19 protein-coding genes are annotated in these 21,567 nt (G+C 33.3%); 15 read left to right on the plus strand and 4 right to left on the minus strand.

All coding sequences use genetic code 11. The features are described from left to right. Nucleotide 1: 1 nt before the first annotated feature. Nucleotides 2-2,473: a M1 family metallopeptidase gene (locus HGP29_RS20905; RefSeq protein ID WP_168884383.1), complete on the minus strand. Its 2,472-nt coding sequence runs from the start codon at nucleotides 2,471-2,473 to the stop codon at nucleotides 2-4. Nucleotides 2,474-2,572: 99 nt separating this feature from the next. After that, nucleotides 2,573-3,055, minus strand: coding sequence for a GtrA family protein (locus HGP29_RS20910; RefSeq protein WP_168884384.1), 483 nt, complete (start codon nucleotides 3,053-3,055; stop codon nucleotides 2,573-2,575). Between the two features lie 206 nt (nucleotides 3,056-3,261). On the opposite strand from HGP29_RS20910, the gene HGP29_RS20915 reads away from it, so the two are divergent. The 4 genes from HGP29_RS20915 to HGP29_RS20930 all read left to right on the plus strand — a co-directional run bounded on the left by HGP29_RS20915 (nucleotide 3,262) and on the right by HGP29_RS20930 (nucleotide 6,433). Next, on the plus strand, nucleotides 3,262-3,711 hold the full coding sequence (locus HGP29_RS20915) for a hypothetical protein (RefSeq protein WP_168884385.1): 450 nt from the start codon (nucleotides 3,262-3,264) through the stop codon (nucleotides 3,709-3,711). Nucleotides 3,712-3,942: 231 nt separating this feature from the next. Further along, complete coding sequence (locus HGP29_RS20920) at nucleotides 3,943-4,395, plus strand: hypothetical protein (protein WP_168884386.1); 453 nt, start codon at nucleotides 3,943-3,945, stop codon at nucleotides 4,393-4,395. A gap of 140 nt (nucleotides 4,396-4,535) precedes the next feature. Further along, complete coding sequence (gene rlmF, locus HGP29_RS20925; protein ID WP_168884387.1) at nucleotides 4,536-5,417, plus strand: 23S rRNA (adenine(1618)-N(6))-methyltransferase RlmF; 882 nt, start codon at nucleotides 4,536-4,538, stop codon at nucleotides 5,415-5,417. Between the two features lie 14 nt (nucleotides 5,418-5,431). Beyond that, nucleotides 5,432-6,433 carry a DNA cytosine methyltransferase gene (locus HGP29_RS20930; RefSeq protein WP_168884388.1) on the plus strand — a complete coding sequence of 334 codons (1,002 nt, stop codon included), beginning with the start codon at nucleotides 5,432-5,434 and terminating at the stop codon, nucleotides 6,431-6,433. Nucleotides 6,434-6,520: 87 nt separating this feature from the next. On the opposite strand, the gene HGP29_RS20935 is transcribed toward HGP29_RS20930, so the two are convergent. Continuing rightward, complete coding sequence (locus HGP29_RS20935; RefSeq protein ID WP_168884389.1) at nucleotides 6,521-9,844, minus strand: Ig-like domain-containing protein; 3,324 nt, start codon at nucleotides 9,842-9,844, stop codon at nucleotides 6,521-6,523. A 371-nt stretch (nucleotides 9,845-10,215) separates the two neighbouring features. Here HGP29_RS20935 and HGP29_RS20940 point away from each other — a divergent pair, with 371 nt between their 5' ends. The 5 genes from HGP29_RS20940 (at nucleotide 10,216) to HGP29_RS20960 (ending at nucleotide 14,876) form a co-directional block, all read left to right on the plus strand. Then, complete coding sequence (locus HGP29_RS20940) at nucleotides 10,216-10,515, plus strand: DUF6150 family protein (protein WP_168884390.1); 300 nt, start codon at nucleotides 10,216-10,218, stop codon at nucleotides 10,513-10,515. Between the two features lie 260 nt (nucleotides 10,516-10,775). Beyond that, nucleotides 10,776-11,600 (plus strand): hypothetical protein, encoded by an 825-nt coding sequence (locus HGP29_RS20945; protein WP_168884391.1) that lies wholly within the window; start codon nucleotides 10,776-10,778, stop codon nucleotides 11,598-11,600. 58 nt (nucleotides 11,601-11,658) lie between these two features. Continuing rightward, nucleotides 11,659-12,954 (plus strand): NCS2 family permease, encoded by a 1,296-nt coding sequence (locus HGP29_RS20950; protein WP_168884392.1) that lies wholly within the window; start codon nucleotides 11,659-11,661, stop codon nucleotides 12,952-12,954. Between the two features lie 235 nt (nucleotides 12,955-13,189). Then, nucleotides 13,190-14,299 carry a YHYH protein gene (locus tag HGP29_RS20955; RefSeq protein WP_168884393.1) on the plus strand — a complete coding sequence of 370 codons (1,110 nt, stop codon included), beginning with the start codon at nucleotides 13,190-13,192 and terminating at the stop codon, nucleotides 14,297-14,299. Continuing rightward, nucleotides 14,292-14,876: a hypothetical protein gene (locus tag HGP29_RS20960; RefSeq protein WP_168884394.1), complete on the plus strand. Its 585-nt coding sequence runs from the start codon at nucleotides 14,292-14,294 to the stop codon at nucleotides 14,874-14,876. Before HGP29_RS20955 ends, HGP29_RS20960 begins: the two co-directional genes overlap by 8 nt. A gap of 64 nt (nucleotides 14,877-14,940) precedes the next feature. Here the strand turns inward: HGP29_RS20960 and HGP29_RS20965 are convergent, their stop codons facing one another. After that, nucleotides 14,941-15,711: an MBL fold metallo-hydrolase gene (locus tag HGP29_RS20965; RefSeq protein WP_168884395.1), complete on the minus strand. Its 771-nt coding sequence runs from the start codon at nucleotides 15,709-15,711 to the stop codon at nucleotides 14,941-14,943. A gap of 150 nt (nucleotides 15,712-15,861) precedes the next feature. Here HGP29_RS20965 and HGP29_RS20970 point away from each other — a divergent pair, with 150 nt between their 5' ends. The 6 genes from HGP29_RS20970 to HGP29_RS20995 are packed head-to-tail and all read left to right on the plus strand — an operon-like array spanning nucleotide 15,862 to nucleotide 21,495. Beyond that, on the plus strand, nucleotides 15,862-16,431 hold the full coding sequence (locus tag HGP29_RS20970; protein WP_168884396.1) for a TetR/AcrR family transcriptional regulator: 570 nt from the start codon (nucleotides 15,862-15,864) through the stop codon (nucleotides 16,429-16,431). Beyond that, nucleotides 16,415-17,593 (plus strand): hypothetical protein, encoded by a 1,179-nt coding sequence (locus tag HGP29_RS20975; RefSeq protein WP_211093361.1) that lies wholly within the window; start codon nucleotides 16,415-16,417, stop codon nucleotides 17,591-17,593. Before HGP29_RS20970 ends, HGP29_RS20975 begins: the two co-directional genes overlap by 17 nt. A 12-nt stretch (nucleotides 17,594-17,605) precedes the next feature. Then, nucleotides 17,606-18,298 (plus strand): ABC transporter ATP-binding protein, encoded by a 693-nt coding sequence (locus tag HGP29_RS20980; protein WP_168884397.1) that lies wholly within the window; start codon nucleotides 17,606-17,608, stop codon nucleotides 18,296-18,298. 4 nt (nucleotides 18,299-18,302) lie between these two features. Beyond that, nucleotides 18,303-19,478 (plus strand): ABC transporter permease, encoded by a 1,176-nt coding sequence (locus tag HGP29_RS20985; RefSeq protein ID WP_211093362.1) that lies wholly within the window; start codon nucleotides 18,303-18,305, stop codon nucleotides 19,476-19,478. After that, a complete protein-coding gene (locus HGP29_RS20990) occupies nucleotides 19,478-20,752 on the plus strand; it encodes an ABC transporter permease (protein WP_168884398.1) in 1,275 nt (424 codons plus the stop codon). The genes HGP29_RS20985 and HGP29_RS20990 overlap by 1 nt, the downstream gene beginning before the upstream one ends. Before the next feature lie 11 nt (nucleotides 20,753-20,763). Further along, nucleotides 20,764-21,495, plus strand: a complete 732-nt coding sequence (locus HGP29_RS20995) for an outer membrane lipoprotein-sorting protein (protein WP_168884399.1) — start codon at nucleotides 20,764-20,766, stop codon at nucleotides 21,493-21,495. Nucleotides 21,496-21,567 lie beyond the last annotated feature (72 nt).

Genomic DNA, 21,567 nt, shown 5'->3' on the forward strand with positions numbered 1-21,567 from the left:
TTTATTTTGACCTTCTGATTACTGGATCTAAGTTCTGAAGAATTTTTGCTTTCAATTTACTGTCAATTTCCGGATGTTGTTGAATGTAATCATTCGTGATCTTTACTACTTCCTTTTCCGTTCTTTTACCTATCGAAGATCTGAGGTAATTGTATGGAAAGAATATATCACCCGTCTTTTGTACCTCAGGTAAGAGTTCTAAAATTGTGGGTATATGTTTTAATGATAATTTAGCCTGTAATGGATGATTGATATATCCTAACGCTTGTTCCACCCAGGGTTCGTTTCCTCTATTCTCCACCTTTTTCATATCCTCAATAAATTGATCCAATTGATCTTGTTGTTGACTACTACTTGGTAAAATATATTTTAGAAAATCTTGATAATACGATGCTTCAATTAAACTTTGGCAAACGACTAATTCCTCATCAGTCACTAACTGTTCGAGTCTCAATTTTTGTAATAAAGCAATTCTATTTCTATCATTTAGTTTTGGGGAAGTGTTCTTTTTTGTTAGGTAGCTTGAAAAGAAAGACTGATGCTTTTCAGTATGAGCAAATAATTTTAGAATATTAAAATAGAATGCCTTGATTTCTTTCTTTGAGACGGACTCCATTAATTTTTTAAAAGTGTCAAATTCATTATTAGTGATAACGATACGCTCTTTATCATTTAGATAATACCAATAGACCTCATTCAATTGGCTGGATAGCATATTTTTTAATAATAAATTATCTTCTACTTTTATTTGCTCAATAAGAAATTGTACATACACTTCGATATCTACTTTTTGATGAAGAAAATTCTCGAATAATGTACCATATGCTACGACAGCTTCAGTATCGGACAATGTATTGATAGAATTAATAACCTGTTCTTGCAATACTTCATCTAGTTCAAAATATCCGTATCCTTTTGCAGATTGATCTAAAGGGAAACCATTGATTTTAGAATTCAGCTGAATCTTCTGTTGATCTAATAATATATCTTCCTTGTTCACCTCTATGATTTGTGATGCATTCGGAACAGAGTATTGAATGGAAAGTAAATCTTCTTGTGAAGAAAATTGAAGTAAAGGCATCCCTTCCTTTTTTACCCAGCTATCAGCCCATTCTTTTAATTCTAATCCACTGGCAGTAGAGATCTCAGCAATTAATTGATCAAATGTAGCATTACTAAAGGCGTATTTTGATAAATAGGATTGCAGTGCCTTTTGCATATTTTCTGGCCCCACTACCTTTTCCAATTGTGCCATAACTACAGGAGCTTTGGAATAAATAATTGCTCCATATAACGTTCCTGCTAAGTTGAGGTTATCTAATTGCTGTTGGATCGGATGGCTCCCCGCAGTCCTGTCAACCACATAAGCTCTATTTTGGTGGGAGAGATAGAATTGAAGGTCGTGGTTTATTTCTGGATAGTTAGGTTCTACAGCTTTTGCAGCGATGAAATTTGCAAAAACTTCCTTGAGCCAAACATCATTAAACCATTTCATGGTGACCAAATTTCCAAACCATGTATGGGCGACTTCATGTGCAATTAACTGTGCTCTTCTTAAATGTTCAGAAGGTCCAGCATTTTCATCAAGAATTAAAGATGAGGCTCTATATTGTATCGCACCTACATGTTCCATTCCACCATATTGAAATGGAGGAATTAATGCAAAGTCTAATTTATGATATGGATAGGGTATACCTGTATATTCTTCTAGCCATTTGATCGAATTGACATGAAGGTCAAATATGGCTTTTTTATTATTATTGATCTTTTCATCGCTCTCCATATGTAGCATATGGAATTTTTGTTTTCCATCATTATAAACGACCTCTTCAAATTCACCTGCTACAAATGAAAAAAGATAGGTACTCATAGGTTGTGATTCTCCAAAAACGATTAAAGTTCTTCCATCTTCACTTGGTGTAGATTTTCCATATTCAGCACTTATAGCTTTCCAACTTTCGGGCATATCTAGGCTCAATAAGTAGGTAGCTTTTAAATCTGGTTGATCAAAACAGGGGAATAAGGTTCTTGCTCGGTCAGGAACAAGTAAGGTATACATATAGTTCTCCTTTCTATTAAGAGACTGATCGCCTGCCGTAAAATGAAATGAAATCTTATTTTTTCCTTCAGTTAATTTCTCAGATGGGATGACAATATGCTCTAGTTTGTAGCGGTAGTCACTCTGTTGATTATTGACAACAAGGTTAGTGATCTCGTTATTTTCAGTAGCAAAATCTAATAGTAAAGGATGGTCAGCATCTTTAATATCAACTTCTATATATGCTGTAGCTTGAATTTCTTCTTCCTTTAATTCAGGAAGGACAAAATGTAATTCATATCTAATATTGGATAAATTTTCAAAACGATGCTGTGCTAACGTAAGGCTAACACCATTCGTCTGAGGGAGATTCAATTCTTTTTTACATCCCATAATGCTAATTGATAAAAAAATTAGGAGTAATAACTTTCTCATATATGCTTGATTAATAATTTCTATAATCAAGATAGGAAAAGTAGAAAGTGAAAAAAACTTTTTTATTTAGCTTACAGAATTTAATTGACAGACCTTGTTCTACGATTCCTTATTCGTGACTTTAAAGGAATATAAATTCTGTGATATATAACTATAAACCACAGAAACAGCAATAGTAAGCATTTTTGATGGTGTAGGGTAAAAGCCACAGACATCAACAAATAACTTCATTAGAAAATAATTGATGATAATCGCTCCCACACTAATCTGAAAATATCGGAAAAACTGTACTCTTCCTCTAAGATCAGAATCTTGGAAGGTAATGTATTTTTGTAATAGGAAGCCAGTAGTTAACGTAATAGGGTAAACAATAAATAGAGCTGCAATATGAGGACTTACTGTAACAAATTCTAAATCCAAATTATGTTCATCCACACCGTAATGAAAGACTAAAAAGTATAAAACGATATCTAACACCAAATTACCACCTCCACATACAGCATAACGGTATGTTTTTAAAGGCATAAAAGGCTTGAAGATAAAATAGAATAAGTCAATCAGTTGTATAAATTTTTCTCTCATTTTGTATGAATTAGCCGACAAATATACAGATCTAATTGAATAGTTGGAACAAGTAGAGCTGTTAGAAATCCTTAATCATACCCTCTTTTTCTAAACAACTGCTTATGAGTGATAACAATGTTTAATGTCGTCTTTAAATCTTAGCTACGAATACCTATTTAACGTTAATATAAAAAAACAATAAATTCGTCTATTACCTAATACCTATGAAAAAGTTACTTAACATATTAATTTTTAGCTTATTAATTATCAATACTTCCTTTGCTTCAGATAATCAGTATAATGATAATAAACTTGATGATAAATACACTTTAGATATTTCGTCACTTAAGGGAAGAGTATTTTCTCAACCGAATGAGATCAAGGCAATTCTAAGCGAATACTTGTCTGTTCGAGAAGAAGGAAACATGGATTATGTTTACAATCCCGATAACAACGAATTAGTGATGTATTTTAAAGATGGTATTGATAAATTAGTAGTGACAGACTGTAAAGTTACAAGTCAGTTGACTAATGTTTACATGACCGTTAATGAAGATATCAAATTACATGTTGTGTATTATAATGATACAGATAATATCTTGGATGTACGCGTTAGAAAGTATTTTCCAGATTGGGAAAGATATTTCGAAGTTGTAACAGAAGAAAATAAATAATAAAAATATTTCAGGTAAAGCCTCCATTAATATGAAAATTGATGGAGGCTTTTTTTTGACCAAATTTTCTTGAAAAGACGTTTTTTGAATGTCCATAAAAGCATTATGAAACTACTATTGTAAATAAATGAATATGATTGATAACGATATTTAAAACGTTGATAAATAGGAATCTAAAAGGGTTTTTGGTCGTTTATGAGTTTGTATTTATAATTTTTTAATCTCATATACATGAAAAAGATTTTTTATTTATTCATTGCATTAAACGTGAATTTACTTCACACTATGCTTGCTGCTCCTAACGATAAAATTGCTCCAAATGGCAATGCCTTAACAATGGAAACAATAAAGGAGTTAAAAGGACAACATATTTCTGATGTTACCTTAATTTATGAGGTCATCGATTTCTATTTAGATATTCAAGAAGAAGGTAAAACAAAATACATTTATAATCCAGATACAGAAAACATCATTTTCTGGACAAACGAAGATTTTAAATGTTTAGAAATAAAAGAATTTAAAGATAGAGAAAATGCAACTAGCGTTAAGTTGCTATTAAATGATGAATACGAACTAAATATCATTCAACCAAAAGATGATATGGGCATCACAAAAGTATCATCAAGAACATTTTCAGAGAAACATAAGAAATTTATCAGTGTGATCACTTTCAAGAAAAAATAAGTAATCATTGGTACCAATAAGCCAGAATCTAAAATATAGGTTCTGGTTTTTTTATACTCTTCAGCCTATTCTATTTAATTTTATTGATTTTGGATTCTAAGATTATTATTAACTTCGCATCTTAATAAAATCAATCCTTCATGCATCCTAATAATTTACATAAAAAAGGTTACAATTTCGATAAGCTTGTAAAAGCACATCCTGCTTTAGCTCCATTTGTGATAATGGGTAAATCAGGTAGAAAAACGATCACTTTTTCTGATCCTAAAGCTGTGAAAGCTTTGAACTCAGCATTATTGAAATCGTACTATAAAGTTCAATATTGGGATATTCCAGAAGGATATTTGTGTCCACCAATTCCGGGTAGAGCAGATTATATTTTAAAAATTGAGGATATTTTAGAGCAAACCACTTCATTAAGACCTACAATGGTAAAAGGGCTAGACATTGGGTCTGGTTCAAATATCATCTACCCTTTAATTGGAAAAGGAATGCTAGGTTGGAGATTTGTAGGAACAGAAGTTGATGATGTTGCTATTGACAATGCCCTTGATATACTAAAAAAGAATAAGATTTCACCAAAAGAAATAGGTATCCGTAAACAAAAAAATATGGATAGTATTTTTAAAGGTGTGATAAGAGAAGGAGACAGGTTTGCATTTTCAATGTGTAATCCTCCATTCCATAAAAGTGCGGAAGAGGCTTTACAACAATCAACAAGAAAGGTAAAGAACTTAAACCCAAATAGTAAAGAAGTTACCCTAAACTTCGGAGGCCAAAGTAATGAACTTTGGTGTGAAGGAGGCGAACTTGCCTTCATCAAAAAAATGATTGATGAGAGTAAAGATTTTAAAGATCAAGTCATTTGGTTTACATCATTAGTTTCTAAATCAACGAATGTTGTTCCTATTAAAAAGCATATGAAAACAGTACGACCTGCTGAATTTCATGTTATCGATATGGGGCAAGGGCAAAAGAAAAGTAGATTTGTTGCGTGGACATTCCAAAGTTTAAGTAAATAACTTTTTTAAGGAATATGTCTAAGAAATCATCTTCATCTCATCCTCTTCATGGATACACCTTTATTGATCTGTTTGCAGGAATAGGTGGATTCCATTTGGCTTTGTCGAGTTTAGGAGCAAAGTGTTTATCTGCTGTAGAGTGGGAGAAGCGATGCCAAGTAACGTATGAAGCCAATTTTGGTATCTTACCACAAGGAGATATCACACAGGTGGATGAGAAAGATATTCCTACGCATGATATTCTATGTGCGGGTTTTCCTTGTCAGGCTTTTTCTATTTCTGGAAGACAAAAAGGATTTGAGGATACTAGAGGCACTTTGTTTTTTGATGTAGCAAGGATTATTCAATCTAAAAAACCTAAAGTTGTTTTTCTTGAAAATGTGAGGAATCTGATTCGACATGATCAAGGAAAAACACTAAAAACGATTTTATCAACTTTAGAGTTATTGGGTTATACGGCAAAAACAAAACTTCTGAATGCAAGAGATTTTGGATTGCCTCAAAATAGAGAACGATTATATATTGTAGCTTTTAGAAAAGATTTAGAAATAGATTTTTCATTTCCGATAGGAACACATAAAAAGGTGGCTTTGAAAGAGTTTCTTTTAGAAGATCCAAAGGATGGGAAGGTGATAGATCGTGATGATATCCGATTTTATAAAGACATTTCAGCTTTTGATATGCTAAAAGAAACAGAATACCCCAATAAGCCTATACAAATTGGGACTGTAAATAAAGGTGGTCAAGGCGAACGAATATACCATGAAAATGGTCATGCAATTACTCTTTCGGCGTATGGTGGAGGCGTAGGTTCTAGAACCGGTTTATATCTTGTAAAAGGTAAAGTACGTAAACTATCCCCAAGGGAATGTGCTCGATTGCAAGGTTTTCCAGATAGCTTCAAGATCACTTCAAAATTAACACAAGCATATCAACAATTTGGAAATTCAGTAGCTGTAAATGTAGTAAAAGCAATAGGAGATAAGATTAGTTTATCTCTAAATCAAAGAGATTAGAAAAACACCCCAAACGTCTTAATAAGACAAATGGGGTGACAGTAATTAATAATCAGTTTTACTTTTTATGAAGATACTGTATTATCATTATTGCTTTATGAATTTAATAGGACTGAACCCTTCAATCATTACAATGTAAATTCCCTTTTGCAATCCACTTACATCCAGAGATTGATGACTTGTTGATTGCTTCAAAATATTACCTTTTAAATCAAGTACTTTAATCGGTGTGTCTTCAGATAACCCTTTAATATTTAAACGGTGTTGCACTGGGTTTGGAGCCAAGTAGGGTTGCTCTGAAACCAACTGTTCTGAAGAGGTAATTCGACTATTACTGTCTTCATTCATAGTAAAATTAACGATATCCGACCAAGCTGACATATAGGTTGTATTCATTGCTCGAATTCTTACTGAGTAGTTTTGACCAGGCAGTAAGTTTGATATCCAAAACTCATCAGGGTCTACATTTTGGATATTATCAATAGTATTCCAAGCCTTACCTTCTTGCTTATATTGAATCCTATGGTATGTCGCATTATTTCCTTCTTGCCAAGTAATTTTTGCTGCATAAATATATGCAAGTACATCTGTAATTATTGGCTTCGAAACAGGTTGGTCATCATTGACAGTAACCGTACATGATTTGGTAAAACTACCATCTTCAGTTGTTGCAATAATTGTTGCAACTCCTGCAGAGATAGCGGTAATCGTTCCATTATCATCGACAGTAACCACACCAGTGTTATTAGAAGTCCAATTTACAGAATGATTACTAGCATAGGCGGGTAGTGTTGTTGCTATTAATGTTTCTTGGCTACCTGAATTTAATGCAATAGCGTCAGTAGACAATTGTAAGCTTTCTACAGGAGCCACCTCACTTGGTACTAATTGTCCATTTTTGTTATTGATAGCACCAATATTAGGAGAACCACTAAATAGATCAACAGGATTTCCATAAAAATCTTCTGTAGGATAGGCAGGGATATGGGCAAAAATACCTGTTCCTGCACTTGGTATTGGAGGCCCTACATTTAAAACACCACTATTTTCTGCTGGACTGTTTTTCTTTAATTGATACCCTAATGCATTTCTTGCACCTTCGGCATAAAATAAAGGATCAGCAACTACTTTGCTATTGTCAAGGTTAGAAAAATTATTGTGAACATCCCCATAAAATAGGTTATTTTGAACGTACAGCGTTTCTCCATGTGTATCAATTTTTACCTGTTTACCACCAATACGTCCCTTTTTAGCATAGAATACATTGTTGAAAATATATGTTGCCTTACCATCAATATCGATAGAAGTAGAATAGGCGCTATCCATATATACTGTATTATTATATATAAAATTCTGATCACTATAATGTGTTCCGGCAGGAACTACTTCATTAACCCATATTGTATGATTACTATTAGTCCATGAAGGATTTTCTCTCCAACCGTCATTGATCGATACATTAAATCTATAGATAGAATTTAAGTTACCACCTAAAATTTCAACAAATCCCCCTTCACAATCTTCCATATAATTGTATTGGATAAAGGTATTGACATTTTCATGATCTATATGAATACCATGAGAATCCAAATGTCCTCTTGTACTTAAACATTTGTTGTATTGAATCACTGTATTGAAACATCTCCAATTCCAAACCGAACTTCCTCTACCAGGCATTCTTGGGTCTTTACTTGAACCCGGACGATCAAAAATATTATGTTCGATCAAACAATTAAATGTTCTTATAGGAAGGATACTAGTGCCACCTAATTCAACAAATTCATTGTTTCTAAAAACACTATTATAATTTGCATTTAAAGAGTCATTACCAACTCCTGTATCTCCACCGTCGTGTTTTACATAGACCCCTAAACGTTGTATATCAGTAAAATAATTGTCTTCAACTAAAATGTTATTAATGTTTTTTTCTTCACCATTTACCGAATTCTTAGTGGAATAGAATTTAATACCTGAAACTTCTAAACTATTAAAGGCATCTTCTCCTTCTTCTTTTAAAATAGCTTTTGGTGCATATACATTTCTAATTATTGAATTTCGTATTATAAAATTAGAAAGTGATTTTGAACCTGAATTAACAATTTGAATCCCAAAAGCATCCAGTTCACTGACACCCTCTCTGTTGTCAATTCTTTCATTGTTAATTTCAATTCCATCAATAATAATATTGTCATTATTTTCAATCAACAACGCCTCTTGATAATCTCCACCGTTTTCATTTCCCACCACACCACTGATGATTGGTAACTCTCCATTACCATATGATGACACCAATAAAGGAGAATTTTCACTTCCTGATCCATTGACAATAAAGTGTCCATAAAAAGTATCTCCTTTTTCAAAAAGAATACTATCACCAACGCCAACAGAGGTTGCACTAATTTTTTCTAGTGATGCCCAAGGTGATGCAATACTACCGTTATTAGTATCATTACCATCATTACTTAAATAAAATGCTCTACTAGCTCTTGAAGTACCAAAAGCAACACTTCCTAAATGAGTTTTCCAAGCTGCATTTCCATTTGAAAATTGAACTCTAATGTACTTGGCTTTTGATGGAATTATGCCCGAATTTGAATAGATAACTTCTGCTCTGTACCCAAGATCAATAGTAAGTGAATTATATATTGAAAGTGCAGTAAAGTTTATATTATCTTCTGAATAATAAACATTGACATCAGCATTACCTACATCTCCAGCTACAGTGTATGTTTTTATATTTAATGTTTGAAGATTATTTACGGCATAGGTAACATGAGCATCTTCTACTGTAGATCTGACTAATCTATTATTATCATTATTAAAGTTGACTTCGCTATCTGTAGAAAGAATAAAGCCGGAATGGTCTACAGTTTGGTTAAAGTCAGTCAATTCATCTGTGTTAATACTATTTGGTAATTCCTTATATGAAATTTGAATGGCCCCCAATTGAGCTTTCCAAGATGCATCTCCTCCCGATATTACGATTTTTAAATAACTGTGAGAAAGGGTACTGGTAGGGGTGATGCTTTCAAGTGTTCTTAATGAGCTGTTATCACTTAAAAATGAGCGGTTTACATTGACTGAAGTATAATTTACCCCATCATTGGAACTCAATATTGAAAGATCTCCGGCATTCTGATCGCCATCGACAGACCAAAAGTGTAAATTGAAATCAGTGATTTCTGTAAAATGGTAAATTAATGAAGCATCCTCTGTAGAGCTCCTGACAATTCTACTTGAATCATTATTAAAATTGAGAGGGTTGCCATGATCTATTATTAGGTGATCCGAATGTTCATGAACAAACTCCAGTGATTCAAAGTCATCAGTGAAGGTTTGTGCAAAACTAGAAATGGATACACCCACGGTAAATAGCGTAAATAGTAAAGAAGCTGTAAAATTTAATCTCATAGTATAATTCGTTTCTATTTTATTTAATAGATAACATTCGCTGGTTATCTTTATAGTAAATATTATTAAGTGTTGTTATTACAAATATTGAAGAAGGAAAAGGAATATTTAAGTAGTATATAGACAAAAAGTAGCCAATAATTGATAGATGTGAACTTTTTCAAAAAGTTATTGATCATATAATCAGCTTTGTATCAATTACCCTTCTGAAAGGATAAATGAACGATGTGAATTATATTAATTTGAATTACAAATAATAATTTTTCTTTGTGACTGCTATATTTTTGATAGATAATTTTTCTAAACACATTCTTAACTAGTACTTATTATTAGCTATATTTATTCTGTGATAATTTTATAGCAAAACAGAGATGAGAAGAGTACTACTTTACCTAATTTCTTTATTTACGTTTCTTACACTGACAGCCAATTGTGATATTGAAGCCAGTATCGAACCTAAACCAAAAGTGTTTATTGTTGACCAGTCTTGGAAGGCAGACTACAAAGTCTTTGTCGTAGGGCAGTCGTATCAGGCCGATATCATTGTATCTTCAAAAAGTTATGAAAGCAGTGCCGATTGGATTCTTGTAGATCAATTGTACCAAGCCGATATTAAAATGTTTGTGACAACGAAAAGCTATGAAGCCGATTATAAAATCTATTTTAGATGAATAGTTGTACCTGTTAAGAAATATTTAGATATATTTAACACTACCGAAAACTTCCCTTAACGTATTGAAAATCCTATTTTTTATTTAAATATTTCAATTACACATAACACTTTGCAGAATAAGTGTAAAAAAGGCATTGATATTCACCTATAAATAGGTTCATATTTGCACTGAAAAAGCAGATGTATTGGCGATTACCATCTGTGCGTTTTAGAAGGTTTCTAAAGCGAGTTTAAAAAACGTCTTAAATAATCTACACAATGGTTTCTAAGAAACTTTTACTTCCTTTCCTAATGATGGTTGGCTTGTTTGCATCTACTCAAACACAAGCACAAAACTTTTCTAGTACATTTATTGAATATGCATACGGTTGGAACAATACCGATTATGTAACAGGTGCCAATCCTAAAAATGGTGGCATGAACCTTTTCACACTAGATCATACTACTGTAACAAAATGGGGTGGTGTTTATGGCTTCGTAAACTTTATGGGAGCACCTGATGGTTTCTACTTAACGGGTTTCAATAACGAAGATTTAGACCCAGCCGCAGCAAACTACCGTGTATACTCTGAGGTTTCTCCTTGGATCAGTTTAGGTGGTATCACGGGTAAAGATTTTTCTTTAGGTCCAATTGCAGATTTTTCAATTGATACTCAAGTAAACATGGGTAATGGATTTTTTGCAGGTCTTGCTGGTTTAGGTATGACTTTTAAAGCACCTAAAGGTGGTTTCTTAAAACTTTCTACGTATTGGAGAACTGACAACATCAGAGAAGATGCAGTTCAGTTTACAGGGGTATTTGATTTACCTATTTGGAAGAAGGCTGGTTTCAGAATCCAAGGTTTCTTCGATTTAATTCCAAATGCAACAAACAAGTCTGAGTTTGGTCGTACAGACATGGGTACAGATTTCATTTCACAAACAAGATTTTTATTTGACGTTGGTAGAAACACAGTATTTAAAAACGATGAGAACTCTAAGTTGGAAATCGGTTGTGATATCTACATGCACTTTAACAAAAACTTGGCTGAAAACGATGCTACAGCATTCGTTCCACAACCTTGTGTGCGATTAACATTCTAATTTATAAGTTGACTACTTATATTCGCCAAATAATCATTCAGGTTTAAATAAAAGAGAAATGGAATTACTGGAAAAAGTATTCAAATTAAAAGAAAATAATACCACAATTAGTAAGGAGTTTATTGGTGGTTTAACTACTTTCCTTACTATGGCATATATCATTTTTGTCAATCCTGATATCTTATCACAAGCTGGGATGGATAAAGATGCCTTATTCTCTGTTACATTATTAGCTTCAATCGTAGGTACATTATTGGCTGCGTTTTGGGGTAAGATGCCATTTGCTATGGCACCGGGAATGGGACTTAATGCTTTCTTTACCTATACAATCGTTTTAGGTGCAGGTGTTCCTTGGGAAACTGCCTTAGGTATTGTATTTATTTCAGGTGTTGTTTTCGTAATACTTACTTTTGTTGGTGTTAGAGAGAAAATTGCTAACGCTATACCATTGTCATTACGTATTTCAGTAACGGCAGGTATTGGATTATTTATTACGTTTATTGGTATGAAAAACATGGGTTTAATTGTGGATCACCCAGCTACATTAGTAAGCTTAGGTCCATTTACACCTACTTTAATCATATCGTTACTAGGCTTTATTTTAATCGCATATTTAGAATATAAAAAAGTAACTGGTGGTATTTTAATTGGTATCGTAGCTATTACGGTAGTAAGTACCATTTTCGGTTATGTCGAATTACCTTCTTCTATCGTAAGTACACCTCCTTCAATTGAGCCTGTATTTATGAAATTAGATATTATGGGTGCTTTGAAATTTGCTTTTATCGGACCAATCTTCTCGTTTATGTTTGTAGATTTATTTGATTCATTATCTACAATTATTGCTTGTTCAAATCAAGCAGGTTTAACGAAAGAGGATGGATCTGTACCAAGATTAGAAAAAATCTTAGAAGCAGATGCAGCAACTACAGTAGCGGGTGCAGTTTTAGGTACTTCTACAACAACTATCTTTATTGAGTCTGCTTCAGGTATTGCATCTGGTGCAAGAACAGGTTTAGCATCGGTGTTTACAGCACTAATTATGACTGCTTGTTTATTCTTTGCACCATTAGCCGGAATCGTTCCTGCTTATGCGACAGCACCAGCATTATTAATGGTCGGTGTTTATATGTTTATGAACATCAAGCATATCAAATTTGATAATATGTTAACAGCGGTACCTTCGTTCTTAACGATTATCATGATGCCATTAACTTACTCTATTTCAATGGGTATTACATTCGGATTTATTTCTTATGTAGTATTAATGATCTTAGGAGGAAAAGGTAAAGAATTACCAATTACAATGTATGTGATTGGAGTTCTTTCTGTGGTGAACTTAATCGCAGGGTAATTCATTACAAATTCATACTATCGCCAAAAAGGTCCATCAATAATTCTTGTTATTGATGGACCTTTTCTTTTCTATTTATTCAAATATTCTGTAAATTAATACTGATATTCAGTTTGTTATAGGTTTTGTTACTATTTGTAACCTTATTAATTCTGCTAAAACCATTTTAATCTCATATTATTACAGAAACCAAAAATCTATATTATTCTATTTTTTTATTTAACTACTATTATTAATGAAAAAGTATACCCTGCTTTTTATTGTTACTTTGTTGATTGGTATTTTCTCTTACTCATGTTCATCGACTGAAGATGATGCAACCCCTTCAAATAATACCACTACAAATACATCCAGCGATGATGATACATCTGACGAAGATGCTACAGATGAGACTGCTGATGAAAATCAAAGTGAAAACGATTCAACGAATACTGAAGAAGAAGAAGAAACTCCAGAATTTTTAATTGCCTCCGAGTATTTTAATCAGGAATCACTAATATCTATTGAAACAGTTACTGCTACTCTTGAAGATGGCACTACTGCAGAGTGTTTTGAAATTACTTTCTCTGCTAACCCCGTAGAAAATGATAGCCCACTTTGTCCTGAAACTTTAGAGGATGTAGGAGGTCTTGGAATATATGATGGAGACACAAATCCAGGTTTTCAAGTAATGAAAAGGGCTTTATTTGAAGCCATGGAACAGGATGGTTATGATATTGTAGATGATCAAGGAAATATTAGAATCGATGATTTCCAAAGCGGAGCATTAGAGAAAAACCTTTCTTATTGTCTTGATGCGGCTCCAGATGATGACTTAGAATTAACTTATATAATTCCTAAAACTCCAAAGCTAGCTTCATCTGTAAATACTATAGAAACAGTAGAATTGATTGGTGTATCTATAGATGGAGTACCAATTAATGGAACACCACCTTCGGCCATTAGTGGTCCAACAAATAGAATAATGGCTAGTGCAAAAATACCATCTTTGGATAGATGTGGAGGTCATAAGGATCCTGCTGGGTATTACCATTGGCATTTTATTGCAGAAGTAATGGATCGAGTATTAGTTGCTAATAATATCACAGATATAAATTGCGGAGATTATGTCGATCAATTGCTAGGAGATGCAACAAAGTTGGTAGGTTTTGCAAAAGATGGATACCCTATTTACGCTTATGCTGTGGAACCCGATGATTTAGATGAATGTGGAGGTAGATCAGCTATCACAACTGAGTATCCTGACGGTGTATATCATTATGTAGCAAGTACAACCGATGCACCTAATGTTCCGGTATGTTTAAAAGGAGTGGCCGTTCGTTCAAACAATTTCAGATATGAATAAAATAATCTTCCTAATCGTTGGGTTATGCTTAAGTTATGGAGTTAAAGCACATAATCCTCTATCAGCAAAATTCTATCTTGAAAAACAAGATTCGCAAGGGCTATTAAGTATATACCTCAGCCAAGATGGAGTAGATGCAGCTCTACTAAAAGCATACGGTGAAAAGGAGTTTGAAAATTATACCGTAGGGCAATATAAATCACTAATAGTAAGATATATAAAAGAAAACTTTAAGTTGAATATCAATGGAAAGGAAATCATACTTTTAGATGGTGGTATTAAGTTGGGTAAGCATCAAACCGATCTAAAATTTATCACTACTGAAGTCCCCTCTAAAATTCATACTTTAAAAGTACAAATTGAAGCATTTTCTGAAAATGAGGACCACCAATCTCTCTTTGTTTATAAAATTGGTGAGTCTAATGGTAAAGCCATTTTATCTAATCGAAATGATTTTACAGACCATTTTACGAAAACAGTTGAAACTTCTGGAATGCCACAATCTGTTGCCATTACCATTGGGACAGTATTAATTCTGTTATTTATCTTATTTACAGAAAGAAGGCGTTTAGTATAAAAATATAGAGATAGTCAATCAATTATGATTGACTATTTCTTTAACTAACAGATTGTGATATAACTTAACGATAAAAAACATTGAACTGATTTACCTTCTTTTCTTTAAAAGTGGAGTACTTTTTAATCAGATCATTCAGTTGAGAATCTATATTTTCTGTTACCTCACCTCCATGGAAACAGATGATTTTTTTAGGGGATAAACTCTTGATGGTTTTTACCGAATCAACTACGGTATCAAGGTCAAGATTGAACTGAGAGTTGGCAATATCTAATTTCCCATCTCTAAAAACAATTGCATCACCAGCAATAAGCGTATGACTCTTTTTATTGAAGAGTGAAATATGACCTTTGGTAGGACCAGGAGTTTCCACTACCTTCCAAGTATTTAATAATTCATCTTGATTTTTTACAGTATGATTCACTTTGAACCTTCTAACGTTTTGAAGCGAATAGATAAATTTTCTTCCCCAAGGCTTATAAGCATCAGGTAAATGATCAAACGAAGAAATTGCCTGTTCTAATCTCTCTGAAATTACTTTACCTTCTAATGAAGCTTTTTCCTTTCTAGATGAAATGATCTGAATTGAACGGTTTGATTCTTTAATTGCTTTTACGCAACCAATATGGTCAATGTCATCATGTGTAATAATAATGCCTTGTAGGTGTTGATATGATAGTCCATGTTTTTGAAGCTCTATTTCTAATTGGGCATAAGACTCATTATAACCAGTGTCTACAAGATAGTTACCTAGAGGACTCTTAATTAAAGTTGGGTATAATTCGGATTCCTCTCCGTCGATGATAGTTGAGATGTGTAATATATTAGAAGTCATGAGTTTATAGTAGAAGTATATTGTTTTCCTAAGTTATAATATTTTTCGGATCAAATTGTTTTCATTCACTATTGTTAAAATTTCTTTACAAAGTTACTTAAAATAAAAAATGATACTAAATTAGTAACATATTACTGAATAAGTAACATTATGAAGGCAAAAGATAAGATCATTCAGGCAGCAAAAAACCTCTTTTTTGACAGAGGAATCATAAAGGTGAGTATCACAGAAATAATTTCTGATGCTAATGTTTCTAAGATGACTTTTTATAGAAACTTCAAAAATAAAGATGAACTTATTCTTGAGATAGTCACTGGAATTTCAAACCAAGGAATTCAGGACTTTAAGGAAGTGATAAAAAAGGAAATCACTTTTCAAGAAAAATTAATAGAGGTGATCAATTTCAAGATTGAGTATAGCAAGCATCTATCCCTCACTTTTTTACAGGACTTGTACAGTTATTTTTCACAAAAAGATACAGAAGTCCTCACAGCATTAGAGCGTATAAAAAGTGAAAGTAATGCTTTGTTTGTTCAGGAAATACTTTTGGCTAAATCTAAAGGAGAAATTTCAGAAGATATATCAGTTGAATTTATTATGTATATGATGAATAAACTCCAAGAGATGATGAACGATGACCACCTTCTTCATATGTTCTCATCATCAGAAGAAATGACAAGGTCGATTACTAAGTTTTTTTTCTTTGGTATCAGTAAATAATGTGATGATGAGGTATCCTTTAATTTACATATTACTTGGTCTATCAATAAATGTAACGGCTCAGTCTACCTTAGATTTCAATGGACTGTTTCAGGGGTTTACTACTTATTCACCTGAGTCAGATCAACAACAGCTTTGGACCGGTGTACGATATATCCCAGAATTGAAATATGAATTTGAAATAGATTCCTTACAGAGTATCTCTGCTTACGTTTCCGCTAATATCTATGGATCTGTTCAATATGCAGGAGGTAATTCCATTTGGGAGGGAACAGTAGCACCTTATAGAGCATGGGTTCGTTATGCTTACGAAAACAGTGAAGTGAGAATTGGCTTACAGAAAATAGACTTTGGTTCTTCTACTTTATTAAGACCGTTACAATGGTTTAATCAAATAGACCCAAGAGACCCTTTAGGCTTAACTAATGGAGTTTATGCTGCATTAGGGAAGTATTACTTTAAGAACAATGCAAATATTTGGTTTTGGGCTTTATATGGAAATGAAGAGACGCGAGGATATGATATACTTCAAACAGTAAGAAATCATCCAGAGCTAGGAGGTAGGTTACAATTACCTACCCCGAAAGGAGAAATTGCCTTTTCCTATCACCATAGAACTGCTGTATTTGATAACCGTTGGAACATCAATGATCCGCTTTTTATTGAAACACCAGAGAACAAGTATGGTGTGGATGGGAAGTGGGATATTGGCATTGGTATCTGGTTTGAAGGGACATATACAAAGACTAAAGATCCTATCGTTTTAAATGCTAATAGCGATCCATTAGGATTGACTCACCAAGCATTATTGGATGTCGGAATAGATTATACCATCAAAGGAGTGAATATCGTTTTCGAGCATTTATTTACTAGATATGGAGAAGAAATCAATCAACCACAATATAAAGGTAATACAAGTGCCATTTCATTCAATTATCCTGTCAGCTTCTTTGATAATATTTCATTGATGGTCTATCAGGATTGGACGAATGATGGTACAGGTGTTTATGCCACTTATAACCATGATTTTGATATCTGGACAGGGTATATCATGGCATATTATAACCCAACAACTCAAATTTCAACCCCATATGTAAATAACGATCTTAACCAATTTACACCTGGTTTTGGATTGAGACTTATGGCAACATTAAATCACTAAATAGAACTGAAAATGGAAACAAACAACATTATTGAAATTCGAAAAGTAACGAAACGGTTTCCTGTAGGAGAATCCGAGTTTACTGCATTAAGTGATATCGAACTCAATTTCAAAAAAGGAGAATTTGCTGGGTTAATTGGCCCAAGTGGATCTGGAAAGACAACATTACTGAATCTAATTGGTGCATTGGATACCTGTTCTGAAGGTGACATATTAATAAGTGGTAAAAACGTAGCAGCAAAATCTGATGAGGAATCGGCATTGCTCAGGAATCAACATATAGGCTTTATTTTTCAGAGTTATAACCTATTGCCAGTTTATACCATTTATGAGAATGTAGAATTTCCTTTACTACTACAAAAACGTACAAAAGCAGAAAGAAAAGAAGCAGTGATGGAAGCGCTGGAATGGGTGGGTTTAGCTGATATTGCAAACAAAAAGCCATCACAAATTTCAGGAGGTCAAGCACAAAGAGTGGCTATAGCTAGATCAATAGTGAAAAAACCAGATATTGTTTTAGCAGATGAACCCACAGCAAATTTGGACTCAAAGAATGCTTATAAAATCATGGAGATTCTTAAGCAATTAAACGAAGAATTAGGCATCACCTTTATATTCTCCTCACATGATAATAAAGTAATAGAATCACTCGATCGAGTAATATCATTAGAAGATGGTAAGGTAAAGAACGACGAAAGTAAATAAAGCGATGGAAACGATACATAATATATTACTAAGTTTTCGACTAGCTTTTAGGAATATCATTAGTTCAGGGTTGAGAACTTGGTTAACGATAATCACATTATCTCTGGCATTTGTCATGATCCTATTTTTCAATAGCCTATATATGGGTTGGGAATACCAAGGGATCAAGGATCAAGTGAACTGGGAGTTTGCAGAAGGACAATTGATTCATGCAGATTATGATAAAATGGATCCATTTACGATTGAGTCAGGACATGGCCAATATTCAGAAAATGCACATTTAACCCCAGTATTAATCCGTCAGGCAAATATTTACCCTGATGGTCGAATGTTACCAATTTTATTAAAGGGGATTGCGTCAGAACAGGACGTAGTTAAACTACCCACAAAGGTTTTATCCAATTCTAAGGTGCCAATTCCGGTAATTATTGGTCAAGGGATGGCCCAAGACAATCACTTGAAAAAGGGTGATGAAATCTTAATGAGGTGGAAAGATAAAAATGGAACCTTTGACGCTCAAAATGTTACTATTGTTGATATTTTCGAAACAACTGTACCAACAGTTGATGCTAACCAAGTTTGGATAGGTTTGGAGAAATTGAATCAACTAACAGGGTTTCATCAGCAGGCCACTTACCTTCTAGCAGATAAAGAATATAAACATCAAAATATAGAAGGTTGGGAATACGAATCAAAACAGGAATTACTTCAACCTTTTTATGATTTGATAGAAATGAAAAAAGGAGGTTCTTCATTTCTATATGGAATTCTCATGTTAATCGCATTAATCGCCATTTTCGATTCTCAGGTATTTTCTGTTTTTAAACGTCAGAAAGAAATTGGGACCTATATAGCTTTAGGTTTTACCAAAAAAAGAGTCACTTTCTTATTTACTCTAGAAGGCACAATGTATGCGTTTATTGCGACAATTGTCGGTTCAGCAGTGGCTATTCCATTAATTATGTGGCTGAACAAAGTCGGTATTCCTATGACTTCCAATTTGGAGCAATCAAGAAAGATGGGAATTACTATTGATGAGTTTATATACCCATTGTTAACTCCAGAGTTATTTTTCAAAACTATAATATTGGTGGTGCTTTTATCGGCTGTTATTAGCTATCTACCGGTGAGAAAAATTTCTAAAATGAATACTGTTGACGCATTAAAAGGGAAGAAATAATGTTTGAGTTTTTATTTAAAGGTCTTATTAGAGACAAAAGTAGAAGTTTACTCCCTGTTATTGTTGTTAGCTTGGGAGTAACATTATCTGTATTCTTCATAGGTTATATTGAAGGATTTTCTACAGATATGATTAGTCAAAATGCTCGTTTTGGAACTGGTCATGTGAAAGTAATGACAAGGGAGTATGTTAAAAATATATCACAACGTCCTTTAGATTTATCAATCTTAGAAGCTGATAAGTTATTAGAACAACTGAATGATAAATACCCAGAGATGGATTGGGTAAGAAGGTTCTCCTTTGGTGGTATTCTTGATGTACCCGATAAAAATGGAATTACTAAAACACAAGGTATTGCAGGTGGAATGGCATTTAACCTATCATCTTCATCTAAAGACCTAGAAAGAATGCAGATCCGAGAGAACCTAGTCGAAGGAAAAATGCCTTCTGGTTCATTTGAAATGTTGTTGGGAAAAGGTCTGGCCGAAAGAATGGGAGTAAAGTTAGGGGATACAATTACCTTCTTCGGAGCTACTATGGATGGAAGTATGTCTTTTCAAAATTTCACATACGTGGGAGCAGTATCTTTTGGAATGTCTGTCATGGATGATAGAACTTTTATTATAGATACAAAAGATGCTGAGCAAATCTTGGATATGGAAAATGCCGCTCAGGAAATTTTCGGTTTTCTTCCCATTGATATTTATGATGGAGATAAGATACAGGAAGTAAAGAATTCATTCAATGCACTTTATGAAAATGATACTGATGAATATGCACCAGAAATGTTGGCATTGAGAGATCAGAATGGTTTAAGCACTATGTTGGACTTGATGAACACATTTGCATCAATTTTTAATATCTTCTTTATTTTCGCGATGTCTATTGTTTTATGGAACACAGGTTTATTAGGTGGCTTAAGAAGGTATACTGAATTCGGAATCCGAATCGCAATTGGAGAGTCTAAAAAAGCAATTTATAAAAGCCTTTTGTTGGAGTCTGTAATAGTTGGAGTCATAGGTTCTATCATAGGAACTGTATTCGGGTTGCTTCTTACATTTTATTTACAAGAAGTAGGTTTAGATATTTCTAATGTAACATCTGGTCAAAATAGTGTTTTGATTAGCAATGTCATTCGGGCTAAATTGGTTTCAACTCAACTTTGGATAGGTTTTATACCTGGTGTAATGGCCACTTTCCTTGGTGCTTTATTGTCAGGAAGAGGTGTTTTTAAGCGTCAAACATCAGAATTATTTAACGAATTGGGTGTTTAAATACTAGAACAATGAAAAAAATAATAACAATAGTTTTACTTTATATATCCTCTTTATCACTTGCTCAAGATGCACAGAGTATCTTAAAGAAGATTGATCAAAACATGTATTCTGAAACTAAAATTTCTACGTCGAAAATGATCGTCTATGGAAAAAGGAAAACTAAGGAAATTGTTTCAAAAGGTTATACTAGAGGAACTTCAGATTCCTTCTCAGAATACCTATCTCCCGCAAGAGAAAAAGGTACAAAAATGTTGAAATTAGAGGATAAACTTTGGATCTATTCCCCATCTTCGGATCGTACTATTCAAATCTCGGGTCATATGTTAAGGCAGTCAGTCAATGGATCAGATATGTCTTACGAAGATATGATGCAAGAACGTAAGTTAGTAGATACCTACAAAGCTACATTGGTAGGAGAAGAAGAAATGAATGGAGAGCAATGTATTGTTCTAGATTTAGAGGCGAAAGTAGCAGATATAACTTATTACAAAATGAAAATGTGGGTAACTAAAGATCATTATGTACCCATGAGACAAGATCTTTTTGCCAAAAGTGGTCAAATGCTAAAGCAGATGAATATGTCTGATATTCGAAAAGTAGGAGATAGGTATTTCCCTTTTAAAATGAATTATAAAGACGTATTGAAAGATGGAAAAGGAACCGATTTTATTATTATGGATCTACAAGATAATGTTCCTATTCCTGACCATGTTTTTAATAAAAGTAATTTAAAGAAATAAATAGTGACTTAGAACCAATCCTGCAAGGCCTGTGAAAGATTTTCATGGGCCATTTTTTTGATTTAGTAAAGT

The sequence above is a fragment of the Flammeovirga agarivorans genome (assembly GCF_012641475.1).
GTDB classification, from domain to species: Bacteria; Bacteroidota; Bacteroidia; order Cytophagales; family Flammeovirgaceae; genus Flammeovirga; species Flammeovirga agarivorans.

Bases quoted from the DNA above. Each gene is read 5' to 3' on its own strand.
- HGP29_RS20905 (WP_168884383.1), bottom strand. From the start codon at position 2,473: ATGAGAAAGTTATTACTCCTAATTTTTTTATCAATTAGCATTATGGGA.
- HGP29_RS20910 (WP_168884384.1), bottom strand. From the start codon at position 3,055: ATGAGAGAAAAATTTATACAACTGATTGACTTATTCTATTTTATCTTC.
- HGP29_RS20915 (WP_168884385.1), top strand. From the start codon at position 3,262: ATGAAAAAGTTACTTAACATATTAATTTTTAGCTTATTAATTATCAAT.
- HGP29_RS20920 (WP_168884386.1), top strand. From the start codon at position 3,943: ATGAAAAAGATTTTTTATTTATTCATTGCATTAAACGTGAATTTACTT.
- rlmF (WP_168884387.1), top strand. From the start codon at position 4,536: ATGCATCCTAATAATTTACATAAAAAAGGTTACAATTTCGATAAGCTT.
- HGP29_RS20930 (WP_168884388.1), top strand. From the start codon at position 5,432: ATGTCTAAGAAATCATCTTCATCTCATCCTCTTCATGGATACACCTTT.
- HGP29_RS20935 (WP_168884389.1), bottom strand. From the start codon at position 9,844: ATGAGATTAAATTTTACAGCTTCTTTACTATTTACGCTATTTACCGTG.
- HGP29_RS20940 (WP_168884390.1), top strand. From the start codon at position 10,216: ATGAGAAGAGTACTACTTTACCTAATTTCTTTATTTACGTTTCTTACA.
- HGP29_RS20945 (WP_168884391.1), top strand. From the start codon at position 10,776: ATGGTTTCTAAGAAACTTTTACTTCCTTTCCTAATGATGGTTGGCTTG.
- HGP29_RS20950 (WP_168884392.1), top strand. From the start codon at position 11,659: ATGGAATTACTGGAAAAAGTATTCAAATTAAAAGAAAATAATACCACA.
- HGP29_RS20955 (WP_168884393.1), top strand. From the start codon at position 13,190: ATGAAAAAGTATACCCTGCTTTTTATTGTTACTTTGTTGATTGGTATT.
- HGP29_RS20960 (WP_168884394.1), top strand. From the start codon at position 14,292: ATGAATAAAATAATCTTCCTAATCGTTGGGTTATGCTTAAGTTATGGA.
- HGP29_RS20965 (WP_168884395.1), bottom strand. From the start codon at position 15,711: ATGACTTCTAATATATTACACATCTCAACTATCATCGACGGAGAGGAA.
- HGP29_RS20970 (WP_168884396.1), top strand. From the start codon at position 15,862: ATGAAGGCAAAAGATAAGATCATTCAGGCAGCAAAAAACCTCTTTTTT.
- HGP29_RS20980 (WP_168884397.1), top strand. From the start codon at position 17,606: ATGGAAACAAACAACATTATTGAAATTCGAAAAGTAACGAAACGGTTT.
- HGP29_RS20985 (WP_211093362.1), top strand. From the start codon at position 18,303: ATGGAAACGATACATAATATATTACTAAGTTTTCGACTAGCTTTTAGG.
- HGP29_RS20990 (WP_168884398.1), top strand. From the start codon at position 19,478: ATGTTTGAGTTTTTATTTAAAGGTCTTATTAGAGACAAAAGTAGAAGT.
- HGP29_RS20995 (WP_168884399.1), top strand. From the start codon at position 20,764: ATGAAAAAAATAATAACAATAGTTTTACTTTATATATCCTCTTTATCA.